This window comes from Bradyrhizobium sp. Kon10 (assembly GCF_055807395.1).
Genome location: NZ_JBVVOZ010000007.1, coordinates 160146 through 174867 on the forward strand (window position 1 = coordinate 160146; position 14722 = coordinate 174867).

Annotated in this window: 14 protein-coding genes; 8 read left to right on the top strand and 6 right to left on the bottom strand. The window is 63.0% G+C overall.

Features of this window, described 5'->3' with window-relative positions; translation table 11 throughout:
* Position 1 precedes the first annotated feature (1 nt).
* Both AC0L2O_RS13145 and AC0L2O_RS13150 read left to right on the top strand, forming a co-directional pair.
* Positions 2-1780: a GMC family oxidoreductase gene (locus AC0L2O_RS13145; RefSeq protein ID WP_473370015.1), complete on the top strand. Its 1779-nt coding sequence runs from the start codon at positions 2-4 to the stop codon at positions 1778-1780.
* Positions 1773-3002 (top strand): c-type cytochrome, encoded by a 1230-nt coding sequence (locus tag AC0L2O_RS13150; protein WP_473370016.1) that lies wholly within the window; start codon positions 1773-1775, stop codon positions 3000-3002. Before AC0L2O_RS13145 ends, AC0L2O_RS13150 begins: the two co-directional genes overlap by 8 nt.
* A gap of 3 nt (positions 3003-3005) precedes the next feature.
* Here AC0L2O_RS13150 and AC0L2O_RS13155 read toward each other — a convergent pair whose 3' ends face one another.
* The 5 genes from AC0L2O_RS13155 to AC0L2O_RS13175 are packed head-to-tail and all read right to left on the bottom strand — an operon-like array spanning position 3006 to position 6849.
* Entirely contained in the window at positions 3006-3281 is a 276-nt protein-coding gene (locus AC0L2O_RS13155; protein WP_369719467.1) for a cytochrome C oxidase subunit IV family protein, read from the bottom strand.
* Complete coding sequence (locus AC0L2O_RS13160; RefSeq protein ID WP_369719466.1) at positions 3278-3922, bottom strand: cytochrome c oxidase subunit 3; 645 nt, start codon at positions 3920-3922, stop codon at positions 3278-3280. Before AC0L2O_RS13160 ends, AC0L2O_RS13155 begins: the two co-directional genes overlap by 4 nt.
* Complete coding sequence (gene ctaD / locus AC0L2O_RS13165; protein ID WP_409190761.1) at positions 3915-5522, bottom strand: cytochrome c oxidase subunit I; 1608 nt, start codon at positions 5520-5522, stop codon at positions 3915-3917. The genes AC0L2O_RS13160 and ctaD overlap by 8 nt, the downstream gene beginning before the upstream one ends.
* A complete protein-coding gene (gene coxB, locus AC0L2O_RS13170) occupies positions 5519-6460 on the bottom strand; it encodes a cytochrome c oxidase subunit II (RefSeq protein WP_473370017.1) in 942 nt (313 codons plus the stop codon). The genes ctaD and coxB overlap by 4 nt, the downstream gene beginning before the upstream one ends.
* 35 nt (positions 6461-6495) lie before the next feature.
* Positions 6496-6849: a hypothetical protein gene (locus AC0L2O_RS13175; RefSeq protein WP_473370018.1), complete on the bottom strand. Its 354-nt coding sequence runs from the start codon at positions 6847-6849 to the stop codon at positions 6496-6498.
* A gap of 118 nt (positions 6850-6967) precedes the next feature.
* Here AC0L2O_RS13175 and AC0L2O_RS13180 point away from each other — a divergent pair, with 118 nt between their 5' ends.
* The 6 genes from AC0L2O_RS13180 to AC0L2O_RS13205 are packed head-to-tail and all read left to right on the top strand — an operon-like array spanning position 6968 to position 14005.
* Positions 6968-7624: a cytochrome c3 family protein gene (locus AC0L2O_RS13180; protein ID WP_473370019.1), complete on the top strand. Its 657-nt coding sequence runs from the start codon at positions 6968-6970 to the stop codon at positions 7622-7624.
* Positions 7621-10512: a TAT-variant-translocated molybdopterin oxidoreductase gene (locus AC0L2O_RS13185; protein WP_473370020.1), complete on the top strand. Its 2892-nt coding sequence runs from the start codon at positions 7621-7623 to the stop codon at positions 10510-10512. Before AC0L2O_RS13180 ends, AC0L2O_RS13185 begins: the two co-directional genes overlap by 4 nt.
* Positions 10509-11864 carry an NrfD/PsrC family molybdoenzyme membrane anchor subunit gene (gene nrfD, locus AC0L2O_RS13190; RefSeq protein WP_369719461.1) on the top strand — a complete coding sequence of 452 codons (1356 nt, stop codon included), beginning with the start codon at positions 10509-10511 and terminating at the stop codon, positions 11862-11864. Before AC0L2O_RS13185 ends, nrfD begins: the two co-directional genes overlap by 4 nt.
* Complete coding sequence (locus AC0L2O_RS13195) at positions 11857-12387, top strand: DUF3341 domain-containing protein (RefSeq protein WP_473370021.1); 531 nt, start codon at positions 11857-11859, stop codon at positions 12385-12387. Before nrfD ends, AC0L2O_RS13195 begins: the two co-directional genes overlap by 8 nt.
* Positions 12384-12914, top strand: a complete 531-nt coding sequence (locus AC0L2O_RS13200; protein ID WP_473370022.1) for a c-type cytochrome — start codon at positions 12384-12386, stop codon at positions 12912-12914. Before AC0L2O_RS13195 ends, AC0L2O_RS13200 begins: the two co-directional genes overlap by 4 nt.
* A complete protein-coding gene (locus AC0L2O_RS13205) occupies positions 12911-14005 on the top strand; it encodes a hypothetical protein (RefSeq protein ID WP_473370023.1) in 1095 nt (364 codons plus the stop codon). The genes AC0L2O_RS13200 and AC0L2O_RS13205 overlap by 4 nt, the downstream gene beginning before the upstream one ends.
* Here the strand turns inward: AC0L2O_RS13205 and AC0L2O_RS13210 are convergent.
* Complete coding sequence (locus AC0L2O_RS13210) at positions 13964-14683, bottom strand: thioredoxin domain-containing protein (RefSeq protein ID WP_473370024.1); 720 nt, start codon at positions 14681-14683, stop codon at positions 13964-13966. The genes AC0L2O_RS13205 and AC0L2O_RS13210 overlap by 42 nt on opposite strands.
* Positions 14684-14722 lie beyond the last annotated feature (39 nt).

Here is a 14722-nt window from a genome sequence, read left to right on the forward strand (position 1 = left end):
AATGGCTCGCAAACTGCCGCGAAAGGACGTCGTCATCATCGGGCTCGGCTGGACCGGCGCTATCATGGCCTACGAGCTTGCCGAGGCCGGGCTCGATGTGATTGCGATCGAGCGCGGCCCCTGGCGCAACACAGCGACCGATTTTCCGCCGGGGTACGCGGCGGATGAGTTGCGCTTCCGCATTCGCCATGAACTGTTCCTCAGGCCTAACCAGACCACCTTCACCTTCCGGAACAAGACGAGCCAGACGGCACTGCCGATCCGGAACTGGGGCGCGTTCATGCCGCCGAACGGCGTCGGCGGCGGAGGGGTGCACTGGAATGCGGAGACCTGGCGCTTCTTGCCATCGGATTTCGTGCTGAAGACACACCTGACCGAGCGTTATGGCGCGGGCTTCCTGCCCGAGGATATGACGATCCAGGACTGGGCGGTGACTTACGACGAGCTCGAGCCGTATTACGACAAGTTCGAATATCTCTGCGGCACGTCCGGCCAGGCCGGCAACATCAAGGGCACGATCATGGAAGGCGGCAATCCCTTCGAGGGCCCGCGATCGCGTCCTTACCCCAATCCGCCCCAGGACCAGCCGTTCAGCCACACGCTGTTTGCCAAGGCGGCGCGCGACCTCGGCTATAAGCCGTTCCCGCAGCCATCGGGTAACATGTCGCGCCCGTACCAGAATCCGCTGGGCGTGCGCCTCGGGCCATGCACCTATTGCGGCTTCTGCGAGTGGTTCGGCTGCGGCAACTACTCAAAGGCCTCGCCGCAGACTACCATTCTGCCTGCGCTGATCCGCAACTCTAACTTCTCGGCGCGCGACAACAGCGAGGTTACGCGGATCGATCTGGACAGCTCTGGCAAACGCGCGACCGGCGTGACCTTCGTGGATACCGCGGGCGATGAATGGGAGCAGCCGGCCGATCTGGTCGTACTCTCCGCCTACACCATCTTCAATGTCCAGCTCCTGCTGCTGTCGGGCATCGGCAAGGCCTACGATCCCTCCGCCAACACGGGCGTGGTCGGCCGCAACTTCACCCACCAGACCGTGTCCGACGTCGTCAGCTTTTTCGACTCCGCAAAGTTCATCTTCAATCCGTTCATCGCCTCGGGCGCGATCGGCATGTGCATCGATGAATTCAACGGCGACAATTTCGACCACGCGGCGCATGGCTTCGTCGGAGGCGGCTATGTGGGACAGGTCCAGACCAATGGGCGGCCGATCGAGACCACGCCCGTGCCACCGGGAACGCCGCTGTGGGGCGCAGAATGGAAACAGGCGGTCAAGGAAAACTATCAGAGCGCGACCAAGCCCGGGACCGGCGTCCACGGCAGCATGTACAGCTACCGTGATGTCTATGTCGATCTCGACCCGACCTACAAGGACCGCTTCAGTCGGCCGCTGGTGCGGATCACCATGGATTTCCACGACAACGAGATCAAGCAGAACAAATTTTTGACCGACAAGTTCGCCGAGATCTTCGAGGCGATGGGCGCAAAGCAGGTCCACAAGGAATATCGCAAGGCGCCGTACGACATCACGAAATACCAGACGACACATCTCTGTGGCGGCGCGATCATGGGCAGCGATCCGAACACCAGCGCGCTCAATCGGTACCTGCAGAACTGGGATGTGCCGAATCTGTTCGTGCTCGGCGCGAGCGCATTTCCGCAAAATGCCGGCTACAACCCGACCGGAACGGTCGCCGCGCTCGCTTACTGGGCCGCCGACGCGATCCGCACAAAGTATCTCAAGAACCCTGGGCAACTGATCAATGCGTAGATCGGCCCGGCTCGGATTGACGGCACTTGTGCTTGCAGTGGGCACGGGCAAGGGCACGGGCGCTGACCTGCAGGGCTTCGCCGCCATCAACCGCGGGCGCTATCTTGCGGCGGCTGCCGATTGCGGAAGCTGTCATACGATTCCGGGTAGCAATCATCCCTTCAGCGGCGGCCGGCCGATCGAGACGCCGTTCGGCATTCTGGTATCGCCCAACATCACGCCGGATCGCGAGACCGGGATCGGCGCCTGGAGCGACGACGAGTTCGATGCGGCCGTGCGCAAGGGGCGCCGGCGCGACGGCAAGCTACTCTATCCGGCCATGCCGTTTCCGTATTTCGCACGGATGTCGCAACAAGAGGTCAAGGACATTCGCACTTATCTCGCCACCGTCGAGCCCGTCCATAATGCGGTGGCCGTGAACCAGCTGCCATTTCCGCTCAACCAGCGGGCCGTCATGATGGTCTGGGACAGGCTTTACTTCGCACCCTGGACGTTCAAGGACGAGCCATCGAAATCCAAGGAATGGAATCGTGGTGCATATCTGGTCCAGGGTCCCGGGCATTGCGGTGCCTGTCACACGCCAAAGACCTTCCTCGGCGGAGACAAGCTCTCCAAGCCCTTGCAGGGATATACCCTCCAGGGCTGGGTCGCGCCGGATATCACCAGCGGGCAGGGACCGCTTGGGCAGTGGTCGGTCGACGATCTCTCGCGATATCTTAGGACTGGCCACAACCGCTTTGCCGCCGCTGCCGGTCTGATGGGCGAAGTCGTCGAGCTCTCGACGTCGAAACTGAGCGACGACGACATCTACGCCATGGCGACCTACCTGAAGGACGTGTCGGGACCAAGGCCCGCAGCCGACAGCTCCGGCGATTCCAGCGTGCTGGCAGCGGGCGGCGCGATCTATCAGGATCTCTGTTCGGCTTGCCACAAATCGGACGGGACGGGCGTTCCCAATCTCATTCCGAACCTTGCGCAGGCTGCGACGGTCAACACGGGTGATCCCACGACGGTGTTGCGGGTGATCCTTCAGGGGGCGCAAAGTGTCGCGACCGACCGGGAGCCGACCGGTCCGGCCATGCCCGCCTTCGGCTGGCAACTCAACGACACGCAGGTCGCGGCGGTTGCGACCTATGTCCGCAACCATTGGGGCAAGGCGCCGCCGGTCAGCGCGGACGACGTCAACAAAGAGCGCAAGGCGCTTGATGCGAGAACGAACTGACGATCACGTCCGGGTCATGAAATCCATTAGGCCAAGCCAAAGGAATATCCCGAGCCAGAACAGCCCTGCGCCCGCGAACACCAATGTGAGGCCGCTCCGGTGCCGCAGCTCCATGAAGATGACCGCGACCAGGCCCGCCTTGACGGTGCCGATGCTCAGCGCCACCACGGCATTGCCGGCCCCGAGCGGCACATAGGCAAGCGTCACGGTGAGTGCGAGCAAGGCCAACAGGCCCAGCCAAGCTCCGACGAGTGGAAGCGGGGGCCGCCAATGCGTCATGACGAGGACCGCCCGGGCAAGTAGATCAGCGCGAACAGGAAGATCCAGACCACGTCGACGAAGTGCCAATACAGTGCTGCGCTATGCAGCGCCGTATGATGACGCGTCGTCGGCATCTTCCGGCAGATGATCGCAAGCGTCGCAAGCAAGCCGATGCCGATGAGCATGTGCAGGGCATGGATCGCCGTGGCGACGAAGTAGAAGATGAAGAACAGCTGGACGCTGTTGCCCAGCGGACCGCCGAACCGAAAATCGACGCCGGGGACGATGTGCTCGTCGTACTCCTTCCTGTACTCGATCCCTTTGAGCACGATGAAGACGAGCCCAAGACAGGCGGCGCCGAGCAACAGCAACGTGCTGATCCGAGCCGTCTCAGCGGAGAAGATTTCGACCGCCCATGCGACGAGAAAGCTCGAGGTCAGGAGCACAGCCGTGTTGGTTGTCCCGATCAGGATGTCGGTGTGCCGACTGCCCTCGGCGAAGCCCTGCGGAAACGCATGCCGGTAAACGAGATAAGCGAGGATCAGGCCGCCGAAGAGCAAGATCTCCGTGGCAATGAAGACCCACATGCCGAGCTCGGCGGTGTGATCGCGGTGGGGGATGGAGGCATATTGCGGTGCGAAGGCCGGGCTCTCAGGCATTTTGCGGCTCCGCGTGAAAATCCCGGTCATATTGATAGGGCGCGCGCGTGACCACCGGCTGCGTGGTGAAGTTGTGCTCGGGCGGCGGAGAGGACGTCTGCCATTCGAGCCCGGGGGCATCCCAGGGATTCGCCGGCGCGCGGGCGCCAAAGAACGCGGAGTAGCCGAGATAGAACAGCGGCATCAGGTAGGCGACGGCGAGAATCGCGGCGCCGCCCGATGACAGCACGTTCCAGACCTGAAATTCCGGAGGGTAGACGTGGTAGCGGCGGGGCATGCCTTCCGCGCCGAGGATGAATTGCGGGAAGAATGTGAGATTGAAACCGAAGAAGATCAGGACGGCCGCGGCGCGCGCCCAATATTCCGAGTACAGCCGGCCGGTTATCTTCGGCCACCAGTAATGCAAGCCGCCGAAATAGGCCGTCACCATGCCGCCGACCATGATGTAGTGGAAATGTGCCACGACGAAGTAAGTGTCCGTGGCGTGCACGTCAAAGGCGAGGCAGGCAAGGAACAGGCCCGTGAGCCCGCCGATCGTGAACAGGCCGATAAATCCCAGCGCATAGAGCATGGGCGCATCGAAGCGCAGCAGGCCTTTGTGCAGCGTTGCGGTCCAGTTGAAGACCTTGATCGCCGAGGGCACCGCGACGATGAAGCTCATGAATGAGAAGACGAGGCTTGCGATCAGCGACTGGCCGCTGACGAACATGTGATGTCCCCACACCAGGAAGCCGACCGCGGCGATGGCGAGGCTGCACCACGCCACGAACTTGTAGCCAAACACTTGCTTGCGCGAGAAGCAGGAGATCAGCTCGTTGATCACGCCCATGCCCGGCAGGATCATGATGTAGACCGCGGGATGCGAGTAGAACCAGAACAGGTGCTGGAACAGCAGTGGATCCCCGCCGATCCGCGGATCGAAAATGCCGACGCCGAAGAAGCGTTCCACTGCGATCAGCAGCAGCGTGATCGCGAGCACCGGTGTTGCCAGCACCAAGATGACGGATGTCGCGTAGAGCGACCACAGGAAGAGCGGAAGGCGATACCAGGTCAGGCCGGGAGCGCGCAGGCGGTGGATGGTGACGATGAAATTCAATCCGGTCAGGATCGATGAGAAGCCGGCAATGAAGACGCCGGCGGCCGCGACGATCACGTAACTGTTGGAATAGAGGGTCGAGAACGGCGTATAGAAAGTCCAGCCGGTGTCGACGCCGCCGGCGAGGATTGCAAACAATGTGGTGCAGCCTCCCAGCATGAAGATGTACCAGCTCATCAGGTTGAGCCGGGGGAAGGCAAGGTCGCGCGCGCCGATCATCAACGGAACGATGAAGTTGCCGAGCGTGTTCGGAATAGATGGAATGAGGAAGAACCACACCATGATGATGCCGTGCATGGTGAACAAGCGGTTGTAGATGTCGGAGCTGACGATGTCGCCCTGGGGCGTTGCAAGCTCGATCCTGATCACGGTTGCCGCTGCCCCGCCGATGAAGAAGAAGAAGATCAGGCTCGCGAAATAGAGGATTGCGATCCGCTTGTGGTCTGTGGTCAAGAACCAGGATTTCAGCGTGTAGTCGGTGGTCAGATAGCTTTTCCCGCTCATGATCGGCGTCCTGCAAGCGACTTGATGTACATTACGAGGCGCAAAAGCTGCTCTTCGCTCACCTTGCCCTCGAACGACGGCATCAGCGGCTCATAGCTCGCAACAATCTGGCTGCGCGGCAGCAGGATGGAGTCGCGGATGTATTTGTCGTCCGCAATCGCGGTGCTGCCGTCGGACAGCGGGACCGGCCGTCCATAGAGGCCCTCGAGCGGCGGCGCGCGGATCTTGCTGCCCGGGCCATGACAGCCGCTACAGCCGAGTTCGCGAAACAGCGCGCCGCCCTCGCCGGCGAGCGAGCTTGACGGCGCCTGCCGCGTGAGCCAGTTGGAGAAATCGGCCGGCTCCATGGCCACGATTTCGCCGATCATGCCTGAATGGTCGGTGCCGCAATATTCCGCGCAGAACAGATGATAGGTGCCGGGCCTGTCTACCTCGATCTCGATGTCCTGATAACGGCCGGGCACGACGTCGTGCTTGAGCCGCAGGGCAGGAATGAAGAAGCTATGGATCACGTCCTGCGAGGCCATGACCAGGCGAACCGGGCGGTTGGTCGGCACGTGCAGCGCGTTGATCTCGGCCTGGCCGCCGGGATGCTGGGTCTTCCACATCCATTGCTTCGCGACGACGAACACGACCAACTCGTCCGCCGGCGTCTTGTACATCTCGAAATACACGCTGGCGCCCCAGACGAACAGGCCGACGAAGCAGGCCAGCGATGCGGTGGTCCAGCCGACCTCCCAGTGCCAGCTCTTGGCGATGTGGTCCTCGCGGTCGATCAGGTTGCCGGCGCGATAGCGGACGCAAAACAGCGTCAGCAGGAAGAACAGAATCCCGAGCACCAGCGCGCTCGTCATCAGAAGACCCGCGAAGAGCAGGTCGACATCGCCGCTTTGTGGCGAGAGCCCGGGATGCCAGAACGGGATCCACTGACGCCACATCTAAGGCAACCTCGATCGAAGCACTCGGCGGGAGTTCATGGGGACGGCCACCCCGGCAAGCCCTTGTGCAGGAGGAGATCAACTGCGCGGTCAATCGGGATGCGAACGACCCCTCGATTGCGGTCGACCCAAGCATAGCTTCCGTCAATCTGCGCTTCGCCTTGCCGGGATTTTTGCAACGCGTCGCGGGGGGCGACCTCGAGCGGCGGGGCATTCGCGCTGAGGGCGGGACGATTTGCGGGCGTGACGCGCATCGTGGATTGCGTAAACATGAGCGGCAACAGGAGAGGCGTCACTGCGACGAAAGTCGCAAGACCGCCTGCAAGCCATCCGACCAGGCGCGCTCCGACATCCGACCGCTCATAGTCGAAGCGCTTGCTGTCCGCCATGCTGCCGTCCTCGATCGCGGCAAGACAATGCGGCACGAGGAATTGCGTTCCGGATCTAGGAACCAACCTACGACGGCGGGATTGTCGAACGACAACTCGCCGTCGGGTCGCAGCGAGAATGGTCCAGATATTCTCCCCTGTGGCGGACACCTGGTTGCGCCTGTTTCTGATCGGCGGCTTGTCGCTGGCGAGCGGCGGTACTGTCGCAGTCGTTGGTTTTGCGCGTTCGGCCTACATGACCGACACCGAAATTCGACCGCATCAGCCCGTGCCGTTCAGTCACCGCCATCATGCCGGGGAGCTAGGCATCGACTGCCGTTATTGTCACAGCAATGTCGAGGCAGGCCCGCAAGCGGGCCTTCCACCGACCGAGACCTGTATGACGTGCCATTCGGAAATCTGGACCGATGCGAAGATGCTCGAACCGGTGCGGCGCAGCCTCGCCGACGACACGCAGATCCGGTGGACGCGGGTCGCAAAGCTGCCCGACTACGTGTTCTTCCGTCACGACATCCATATCGCCAAGGGCGTCGGCTGCGAAACCTGCCACGGTCGTATCGACCAGATGGCGCTGACCTATCGGGCAAAAGCCTTCACGATGGAGTTTTGCATCGATTGCCATCGCGATCCCGCGCCGCACCTGCGTCCGCCTGATCGCATCACCGACATGGCTTGGAAGCCGCCATCTGATGCGCGCGTGAAGGGTGAGGCGATCGCCGCACACGAGGGCATCCGCCTTGGCGAGCTCACGCATTGCTACGTGTGTCACCGATGAGGAGGCGCATCGACCATCAATCCGGGAGCGCGAGCGGGCCACCATTTTGGGCCGGCATCGAGGAACTGTCGGGTGATCCGCGATTTCGAGCCTTCATTGAGGCAGAGTACCCAGCCGTTCAGCAGTTCTCGCAGACCGCGCGCCGCGAATTCTTGAAACTGATGGGCGCATCCTTTGCGCTCGCCGGGCTGACGGGCTGCGAGAAGAGTTCGTTCGTCGCGGCTCTGCCCTATGTCGATCAGCCGGCGAGCGAGACGATCGGGCTGCCGCGCTACTACGCGACAGCGGTTCTGCTCGACGGCTTCGCGCAGCCCGTGATCGCGACGAGCTATGCTGGACGGCCGACAAAGCTCGACGGCAATCCTGATCACCCGGTCACGCAAGGTCGCAGCGACGTCTTCATGCAAGGTGCGGTGCTGCAGCTTTATGATCCCGACCGCGCTGCGGCGCCGACCCGGCGCGGCGAGCCCGTGAGTTGGGCCGACGTGGAGGCGGCCGTCGGGACGCTGCGCGAGAGCTGGAGAATGGACCAGGGCGAGGGCGTGCGGCTGCTGCTCGGACCCACAACCTCGCCGACGCTGCTGCGCCAGATCGATGCCTTGCTGAAGCAGTTTCCGAAGGCCCGCGTTCATCTGCATGCGGCCGCCGGCCTCGAGGCGAGGCGGCAAATTATGGCTGCGGTGTATGGGCGGGCGTTGGACCAGCACTATGTGCTCGATGACTGCGACCTCATCGTCAGCCTCGACGACGACTTCCTGGGACCTGGACCTGATCAGGTGCGCAACGCGCTGGGCTGGTCGCGGTCACGCCGGCGGCCGGGGGATCGTCCCGGTAACCAGTTGTTGATGGCCGAGAGCGTGCCATCAGCCACGGGTGCCATGGCAGGCGAACGTTTGATTGCCGACGCGAGGCGAATGCCGGTGCTGGCCGAGGCCCTCGCAGGCGCCCTCGGAATTGCCGAGGCATCGACGCCGGAACTGACCGACCGTGAGGGCCGATGGATCGCGCGGGTCGCTTCTGCCTGCAAGGATCGAACCGGACGCTCGCTGTTCATTTCAGGCGTGAGCGCGGGTGCTGCCGCAGCGCTGTGGATGGCACGGATAAATGAGCGGCTTGGCAACGCCGGCCAAACGCTCCGATTGACTGCGCCGATCTCGGATCCGGCGAATGCTGGAACGCTGGCTGAACTGGTGTCCGATATCAACGCCGGGCGCGTCACCACGCTTATCGTGCTCGATTGCAATGCTGCCTACGCCGCACCCAGTGAGCTCGCGTGTGGCGACGCCATCAAGCGCGTCCGCTCGTCCCTGTATCTCGGCCTGCAGCGGGATGAGACTGGCGATCTCTGCGAATGGCAGCTCCCTCTAACGCACGCGCTCGAGAGCTGGAGCGACGCACGCGCGGTCGATGGCACCGCGACCATTCTCCAGCCCGTGATCGAGCCGTTTTATGACGTGAAAACCGTACATCAGATATTTGGCATGCTGCTTGGCGATATCAATCCGGCAGCCGACGCCGCGGTCCGCGAGACCTGGCAGGCGAGTTTCGGCAATGCTTTCGAGCCGCGTTGGAAGAAGGCGCTGCACGACGGTTTCGTCGAGGGTGCCGCCCCGTTTGTCATGGCGTCGCCCGTGAACAACACGATCGCGTCACCAAAGGCGGCCGGCGAACTCGATGTCGTATTCCGGCCGGATCCGACCGTCTGGGATGGCCGGTTCGCCAATATCGGCTGGCTTCAGGAACTGCCGAAGCCGCTGACGACGGTCACCTGGACCAACGTGATCGCTGTCAGTCCGGCGCTCGCGAAGCGCTTCGCTGCAGCCAATGGCGATCAAGTCGAAATCACGGTCGGCGAGCGTCGGGTGACGGGGCCGCTCTGGATCATGCCCGGTCAGGCCGACAACACAATTGCTCTCTTTCTCGGTTACGGCAGGACCCGGGCCGGGCGGGTCGGTAGCAGCCTCGGCTACGACGCCTACCGGGTCCAGTCCGGCGCCGCGCCATGGTTGACGCAAGGCAGCCTGCGCAAGCTGGAGCTCACGGCAGACCTTCCGGTGACCCAATTGCATCACCGCATGGAAGGACTTGATCTCGTCCGCGAAGTGAGTCCGGGTGGTGCCGAGAGGTCATCGTCCGAGCAGCCGAGTCTGTACGCTCCCTGGCCGGGCTCGAAAAATGCCTGGGGCATGGTCATCGACCTCGATGCCTGCATCGGCTGCAATGCCTGCGTGGCGGCTTGCACCGCCGAGAACAACGTCCCCGTCGTCGGGCCCGACCAAGTCAAGGTCGGTCGTGAAATGCACTGGCTGCGTATCGCGCGTTACTACACCGGCGACATCGCCGAGCCGCGCAGCTTCTTCCAGCCGGTGCCCTGCATGCATTGCGAGGATGCGCCTTGCGAAATGGGCTGCCCCGTCCATGCCACGACACACAGTCCCGAGGGTGTGAATCAGATGGTTTATAACCGCTGCATCGGCACGCGGACCTGCTCCAGTTACTGCCCCTACAAGGTCAGGCGCTTCAATTTCTTCGATTACCGTGCGCCTGCTGAGTCCCCCCTCCATGCCGCCGACAATCCCGATGTCACGGTACGCTCGCGGGGCGTGATGGAGAAATGCACCTATTGTACCCAGCGCATCGAAGCTGCCCACGTAGCCGCGGACAAGGAGAACCGCTCGTTACGCGACGGCGAGGTGGTGACCGCGTGCCAGCAGGCATGTCCCACCAAGGCGATCGTGTTCGGGGACATCAACGATCCGAATTCGGAGGTCTCGCGGCTCAGGCGTGATGGTCGGCACTATGTGCTACTCGAGGAACTGGGAACGCGTCCGCGCACGACCTATCTGGCGCGCTGGCGCGACGGCGACACGGGGTCGCAGCAGGGATGACCGATCGATCCGACATCCTGCCGACGCGCCAGAGCATGGGCGGCATCGCCGACCAGCTCACCGGCATTCCCCTGCATTTTCCCGCCGAGCGCCGCTGGCTGATTGCAATGATCTTTGCGAGCGCACTGCTGTTGCTGCTGATGATCTCCGTGGTCGAGCTCTTCACCCGCGGCGTCGGCATCTGGGGCATCAACATCCCCGTCAACTGGGCCTTCGCCATTCACAACTACGTCTGGTGGCTCGGCATCGGTCACGCCGGCACGCTGATTTCGGCGCTGTTGCTTCTGACTGGCAGCGAGTGGCGCAACTCGCTCAACCGCTTTGCCGAGACGATGACGCTGTTTGCCGTGGTCTGCGCCGGGATCTATCCGATCCTGCACCTCGGTCGGCCCTGGTACGTGTACTGGATGTTTCCCTATCCGGCCACCATGGGCGTCTGGCCGCAATTCCGCAGCCCGCTGGAATGGGACATCTGGGCGGTGCTGACCTATCTCACGGTCTCGCTGGCCTTCTGGTATACCGGCCTGATCCCCGACCTCGCCGCCGCGCGCGACCGCGCAACGCGCCGGGGCTGGCAGATCTTCTTCGGCGTCATCGCACTCGGATGGCGCGGTTCGGCCAAGCATTGGCTGCGTTGGTCGCAGGCCTACAGGCTGATCGCGGGTCTTGCCGTGCCGCTGGTCGTGTCCGTCCACAGCGAGGTCTCGCTGCTGTTCGCCGCGGGGCAGATCCCGGGCTGGCACTCGACGATTTTTCCGCCCTACTTCGTGCTGGGGGCGGCATTCTCCGGCTTTGCCGTCGTCTCCATCATCGCGGTGACGCTGCGATCGTGGTTCGGGCTGGAGAATCTCGTGACCGATGATCATCTTGACCTGCTGGGCAAGGTCCTGCTCGCGACCGGCCTGATGACGGCCTATGGCTATGTCTTTGAGGTGTTCGACGCGGTCTATTCGGGAGAGAAGCATGAACTGCAGACGCTGGCGGATCGTTTCGCCGGCGCCTATGCCTGGACCTATTGGGGCGCGGTGATCTTCAATTTCATTCCGCTCCAGGCGCTGTGGTGGCGCGTCGTGCGGCGAAGCGGATGGATGCTGTTGCTGATCTCGATCTCGGTCGCGATCGGAATGTGGCTCGAGCGGTACATGATCCTCGTCACCAGCCTCTATCGCGACTTTCTGGTCTCGTCCTGGAGCCACTTCACGCCGAGCTTCTGGGACTGGTCGACCTATTTCGGCACGATCGGGCTGTTCCTGGTGCCGTTCCTCATCGCGATACGCCTCATCCCCATGATCTCGATCTTCGAGACCAAGGAGCTTCTCCACGAAGAGAAAGTGGAGAAGCCGCATGGCTAAAGAGCTCTACGGCGCATTGGCCGAGTTCAAGAACCCCGAAGATCTGCTCGCGGCCGTGCGCAGGGCGCGGAAGGCCGGCTACCGCAAGCTCGACGCCTTCACGCCATTTCCGGTCGAGGGACTGGACCGCATCTTGCGGCTTCCGCGACCCAGAATTTCCTTCGTCGGCCTGATAGGAGCCATCGCGGGAGCTACGACCGCGCTCATCATGCAGTTCTACGTGAATTACGCCTACCCGCTCAATGTCGGCGGCCGGCCCGTCTATGCGATATCGGCCTTCGCCGTCGTGACCTTCGAGCTCACGATCCTGTTCTCTGCGCTATCGATGCTGGCTGCCATGCTGTGGCAGAACGGGCTGCCCCGGCTCAATTATCCCGCGTTCGGTGCCGAACGGTTCGATCGTGCCAGCAAGGACCGATTCTTTCTTTGCGTGAGCGCGAAGGACGCGATGTTCGCGCCGGGTGAGACCCTGGTGTTCCTGGGCGAGGCGGGCGCGCTTTCGGTGGAGCTCGTACCGCAATGAGCAGGTTGTGGCTCATCGCCGCGCTTGCAACTCTGCTCGCCGCCTGCGACCAGAACATGGACGTGCAGCCCCGCTATGGTGAATATTCGCGGGCGCCGCTGTTTCGCGGCAGCGTGCTGCGCCGCCCGCCCGTGAACACGGTTGCGCGTGACGCTCTCGAACGGGAGAAAGTCGCAACCACGAAGCCGGCTCTCACGCCTGAACTCCTGGCGCGGGGACGAGAGCGCTTCGGCATTTTCTGTTCGCCATGTCATGGTGGGGGCGGCGACGGCAACGGCATCATCGTTCAGCGCGGCATGCCGCGCCCGACCAGTTATCACAGCGATCGGTTGCTCGCCGCCGACGACCAGTACTTTTTCGATGTGATCACCAATGGGCATGGCGCGATGTATTCTTACGCCGCGCGGGTCCCGCCGCGGGATCGCTGGGCCATCGCGGCCTATATCCGCGCGCTTCAGCTCAGCCGCCATGCCTCGCTCGACGATGTGCCGCCGGAGGAGCGCGCCAGACTCGAGAGCGCGCCATGAAGAGCCGCGCCGGTGCACGGAGCGGCGCGGCCGTGGTGTCGGGCCTGGTCCTGATCGCCGGATTCCTGATCGATCCGCGATCGACGGTTGCCGCCTATCTCGTTGCCTGGATCGTCTGGGGTGCCATTCCGATCGGTGCGCTCGGCCTTTTCATGACCAGCTATCTGGTGCGGCGGCGGTGGACTGAGGCGCTGCATCCGGTCTTCGTCGCAAGCGCGGGCGCTCTGCCCATTGTGGCGCTCGCATTTATTCCCGTCCTTCTACTCATGAGGGTCCTCTATCCGGCCATCGCGAATGCATCGTTGCTGCCGCCGTTCAAGGCGCGCTGGTTCGTGCCGTGGTTCTTTGTGTTGCGGACGGTGGTCTACTTCGCGGTCTGGATCGGGCTTGCCCAATGGCTCCGGCGCGCCTGGCGCAATCATGAGGCAATGGTGCGCGCCGCATCGGTCGGCGCGATCGTGTGGACCCTCACCGTGTCGTTTGCCGGGATCGACTGGATGGAGCAGCTCGAACCCGATTTTCATTCCTCGATTTACGGCCTCCTCTATCTCAGCTTCGTGCTGACGGCGGCAACGGCTTTCATCATCGGCGCCGGCCTGTTGTCGATGCGGCGGATCGGGCCGAGCCGCGGCTACAGCGGCCTCTTGCTCTCGGTGCTGCTGCTCTGGTGCTATCTCCACGCCATGCAGTATATCGTGATCTGGTCGGGAAATATTCCCAATGAAGTCACCTGGTATCTGGTGCGATCGGAGAACGGCTGGCAGTTCGTTCTAGCGGCGCTTTCCTTCGGGCAATTCGTGTTTCCGTTCTGCGCGATGCTCAGTGCCAGGGTGCGATCGGACCCGCATTGGCTGCTGGCCCTGTGCGGAACGACGTTGGCGATGCGCTGGCTCGAGTCCGCGATCCTGATCCTGCCGCCCCTTCAAGGACTCGGGGTTGCAATGACCGGGGTGATGCTGATCGCCGCGGGACTCTTTCTTGGCCTGACGTTGTGGCTGGTCTTCGATATGACGCTCGAGAAAGCGGCGGCGGCGCAGCGCCGATCGCCGCTATCTGGCGGCGAACTCGCGCCGAAGCAGGAGCCCGATTAGCAGGGCGAGCACAGTGACGCTGGTCGACGCGGCGGCGAGTAGCAGGCGCCGCGCGGCAAGCGTGTAGGTGCCGCTTGCAGGATCGAAGCCGTAGCAGAGCAGATGGACTTGATCGGTCCATCGGCCGACGCGGCCCCGGCCCGCTTCGACCAGGGCAAGGCGCAGGCTGTTCGCATCGATCGCGAGCGCCGAGAGCGTACGCGAAATCCTTCCGTCGGGGGTCACCACGAAGGCGGCAGCAGGATGGGCGAATTGATCATGCTCGCGATCATAGATCGCCCGCACGCCGAAGGCGTCGGTCAATGCGCCGATATCGGGGGCTGTGCCCCGCAGGAAGAAGCTGTGCTCGGGTAGGCCGCCTCTTGTGCTGAGCTGGGCATCCCTCATCGCCCGGGCTTGCGCAACGCTGTCCTTGGGGTCGAATCCGACAACGATCAGCCGAAAGTCCGCCCCCGCTTTCAGCCCCGTATCAGCCAGGGTGTTCGAAACGATCGATATCGCCGGCCCGCAAAGCGTTTCGCAGGTGTAGTCGGCGAGAATCCAGAGCGTGGGAATTCCTCCAAGCCAGCTTTGCAGCGGTGCGCTGCGGTCGCTCAGGTCGCTCATCCCGATCTGCAAGGGAAGTTGTGCGTTGGGGCGAGGTACGGAGCCGACCTGCTCGAGCTGCGAAGCGGTCACGGCTGCCTGCGCCGGGAACGACGTGACAAAGCAAGCCAA

Excerpts from the sequence above, each read along its gene's own strand:
- AC0L2O_RS13145 (WP_473370015.1), top strand. The coding sequence starts at position 2 with ATGGCTCGCAAACTGCCGCGAAAGGACGTCGTCATCATCGGGCTCGGC.
- AC0L2O_RS13150 (WP_473370016.1), top strand. The coding sequence starts at position 1,773 with ATGCGTAGATCGGCCCGGCTCGGATTGACGGCACTTGTGCTTGCAGTG.
- AC0L2O_RS13155 (WP_369719467.1), bottom strand. The coding sequence starts at position 3,281 with ATGACGCATTGGCGGCCCCCGCTTCCACTCGTCGGAGCTTGGCTGGGC.
- AC0L2O_RS13160 (WP_369719466.1), bottom strand. The coding sequence starts at position 3,922 with ATGCCTGAGAGCCCGGCCTTCGCACCGCAATATGCCTCCATCCCCCAC.
- ctaD (WP_409190761.1), bottom strand. The coding sequence starts at position 5,522 with ATGAGCGGGAAAAGCTATCTGACCACCGACTACACGCTGAAATCCTGG.
- coxB (WP_473370017.1), bottom strand. The coding sequence starts at position 6,460 with ATGTGGCGTCAGTGGATCCCGTTCTGGCATCCCGGGCTCTCGCCACAA.
- AC0L2O_RS13175 (WP_473370018.1), bottom strand. The coding sequence starts at position 6,849 with ATGGCGGACAGCAAGCGCTTCGACTATGAGCGGTCGGATGTCGGAGCG.
- AC0L2O_RS13180 (WP_473370019.1), top strand. The coding sequence starts at position 6,968 with ATGGTCCAGATATTCTCCCCTGTGGCGGACACCTGGTTGCGCCTGTTT.
- AC0L2O_RS13185 (WP_473370020.1), top strand. The coding sequence starts at position 7,621 with ATGAGGAGGCGCATCGACCATCAATCCGGGAGCGCGAGCGGGCCACCA.
- nrfD (WP_369719461.1), top strand. The coding sequence starts at position 10,509 with ATGACCGATCGATCCGACATCCTGCCGACGCGCCAGAGCATGGGCGGC.
- AC0L2O_RS13195 (WP_473370021.1), top strand. The coding sequence starts at position 11,857 with ATGGCTAAAGAGCTCTACGGCGCATTGGCCGAGTTCAAGAACCCCGAA.
- AC0L2O_RS13200 (WP_473370022.1), top strand. The coding sequence starts at position 12,384 with ATGAGCAGGTTGTGGCTCATCGCCGCGCTTGCAACTCTGCTCGCCGCC.
- AC0L2O_RS13205 (WP_473370023.1), top strand. The coding sequence starts at position 12,911 with ATGAAGAGCCGCGCCGGTGCACGGAGCGGCGCGGCCGTGGTGTCGGGC.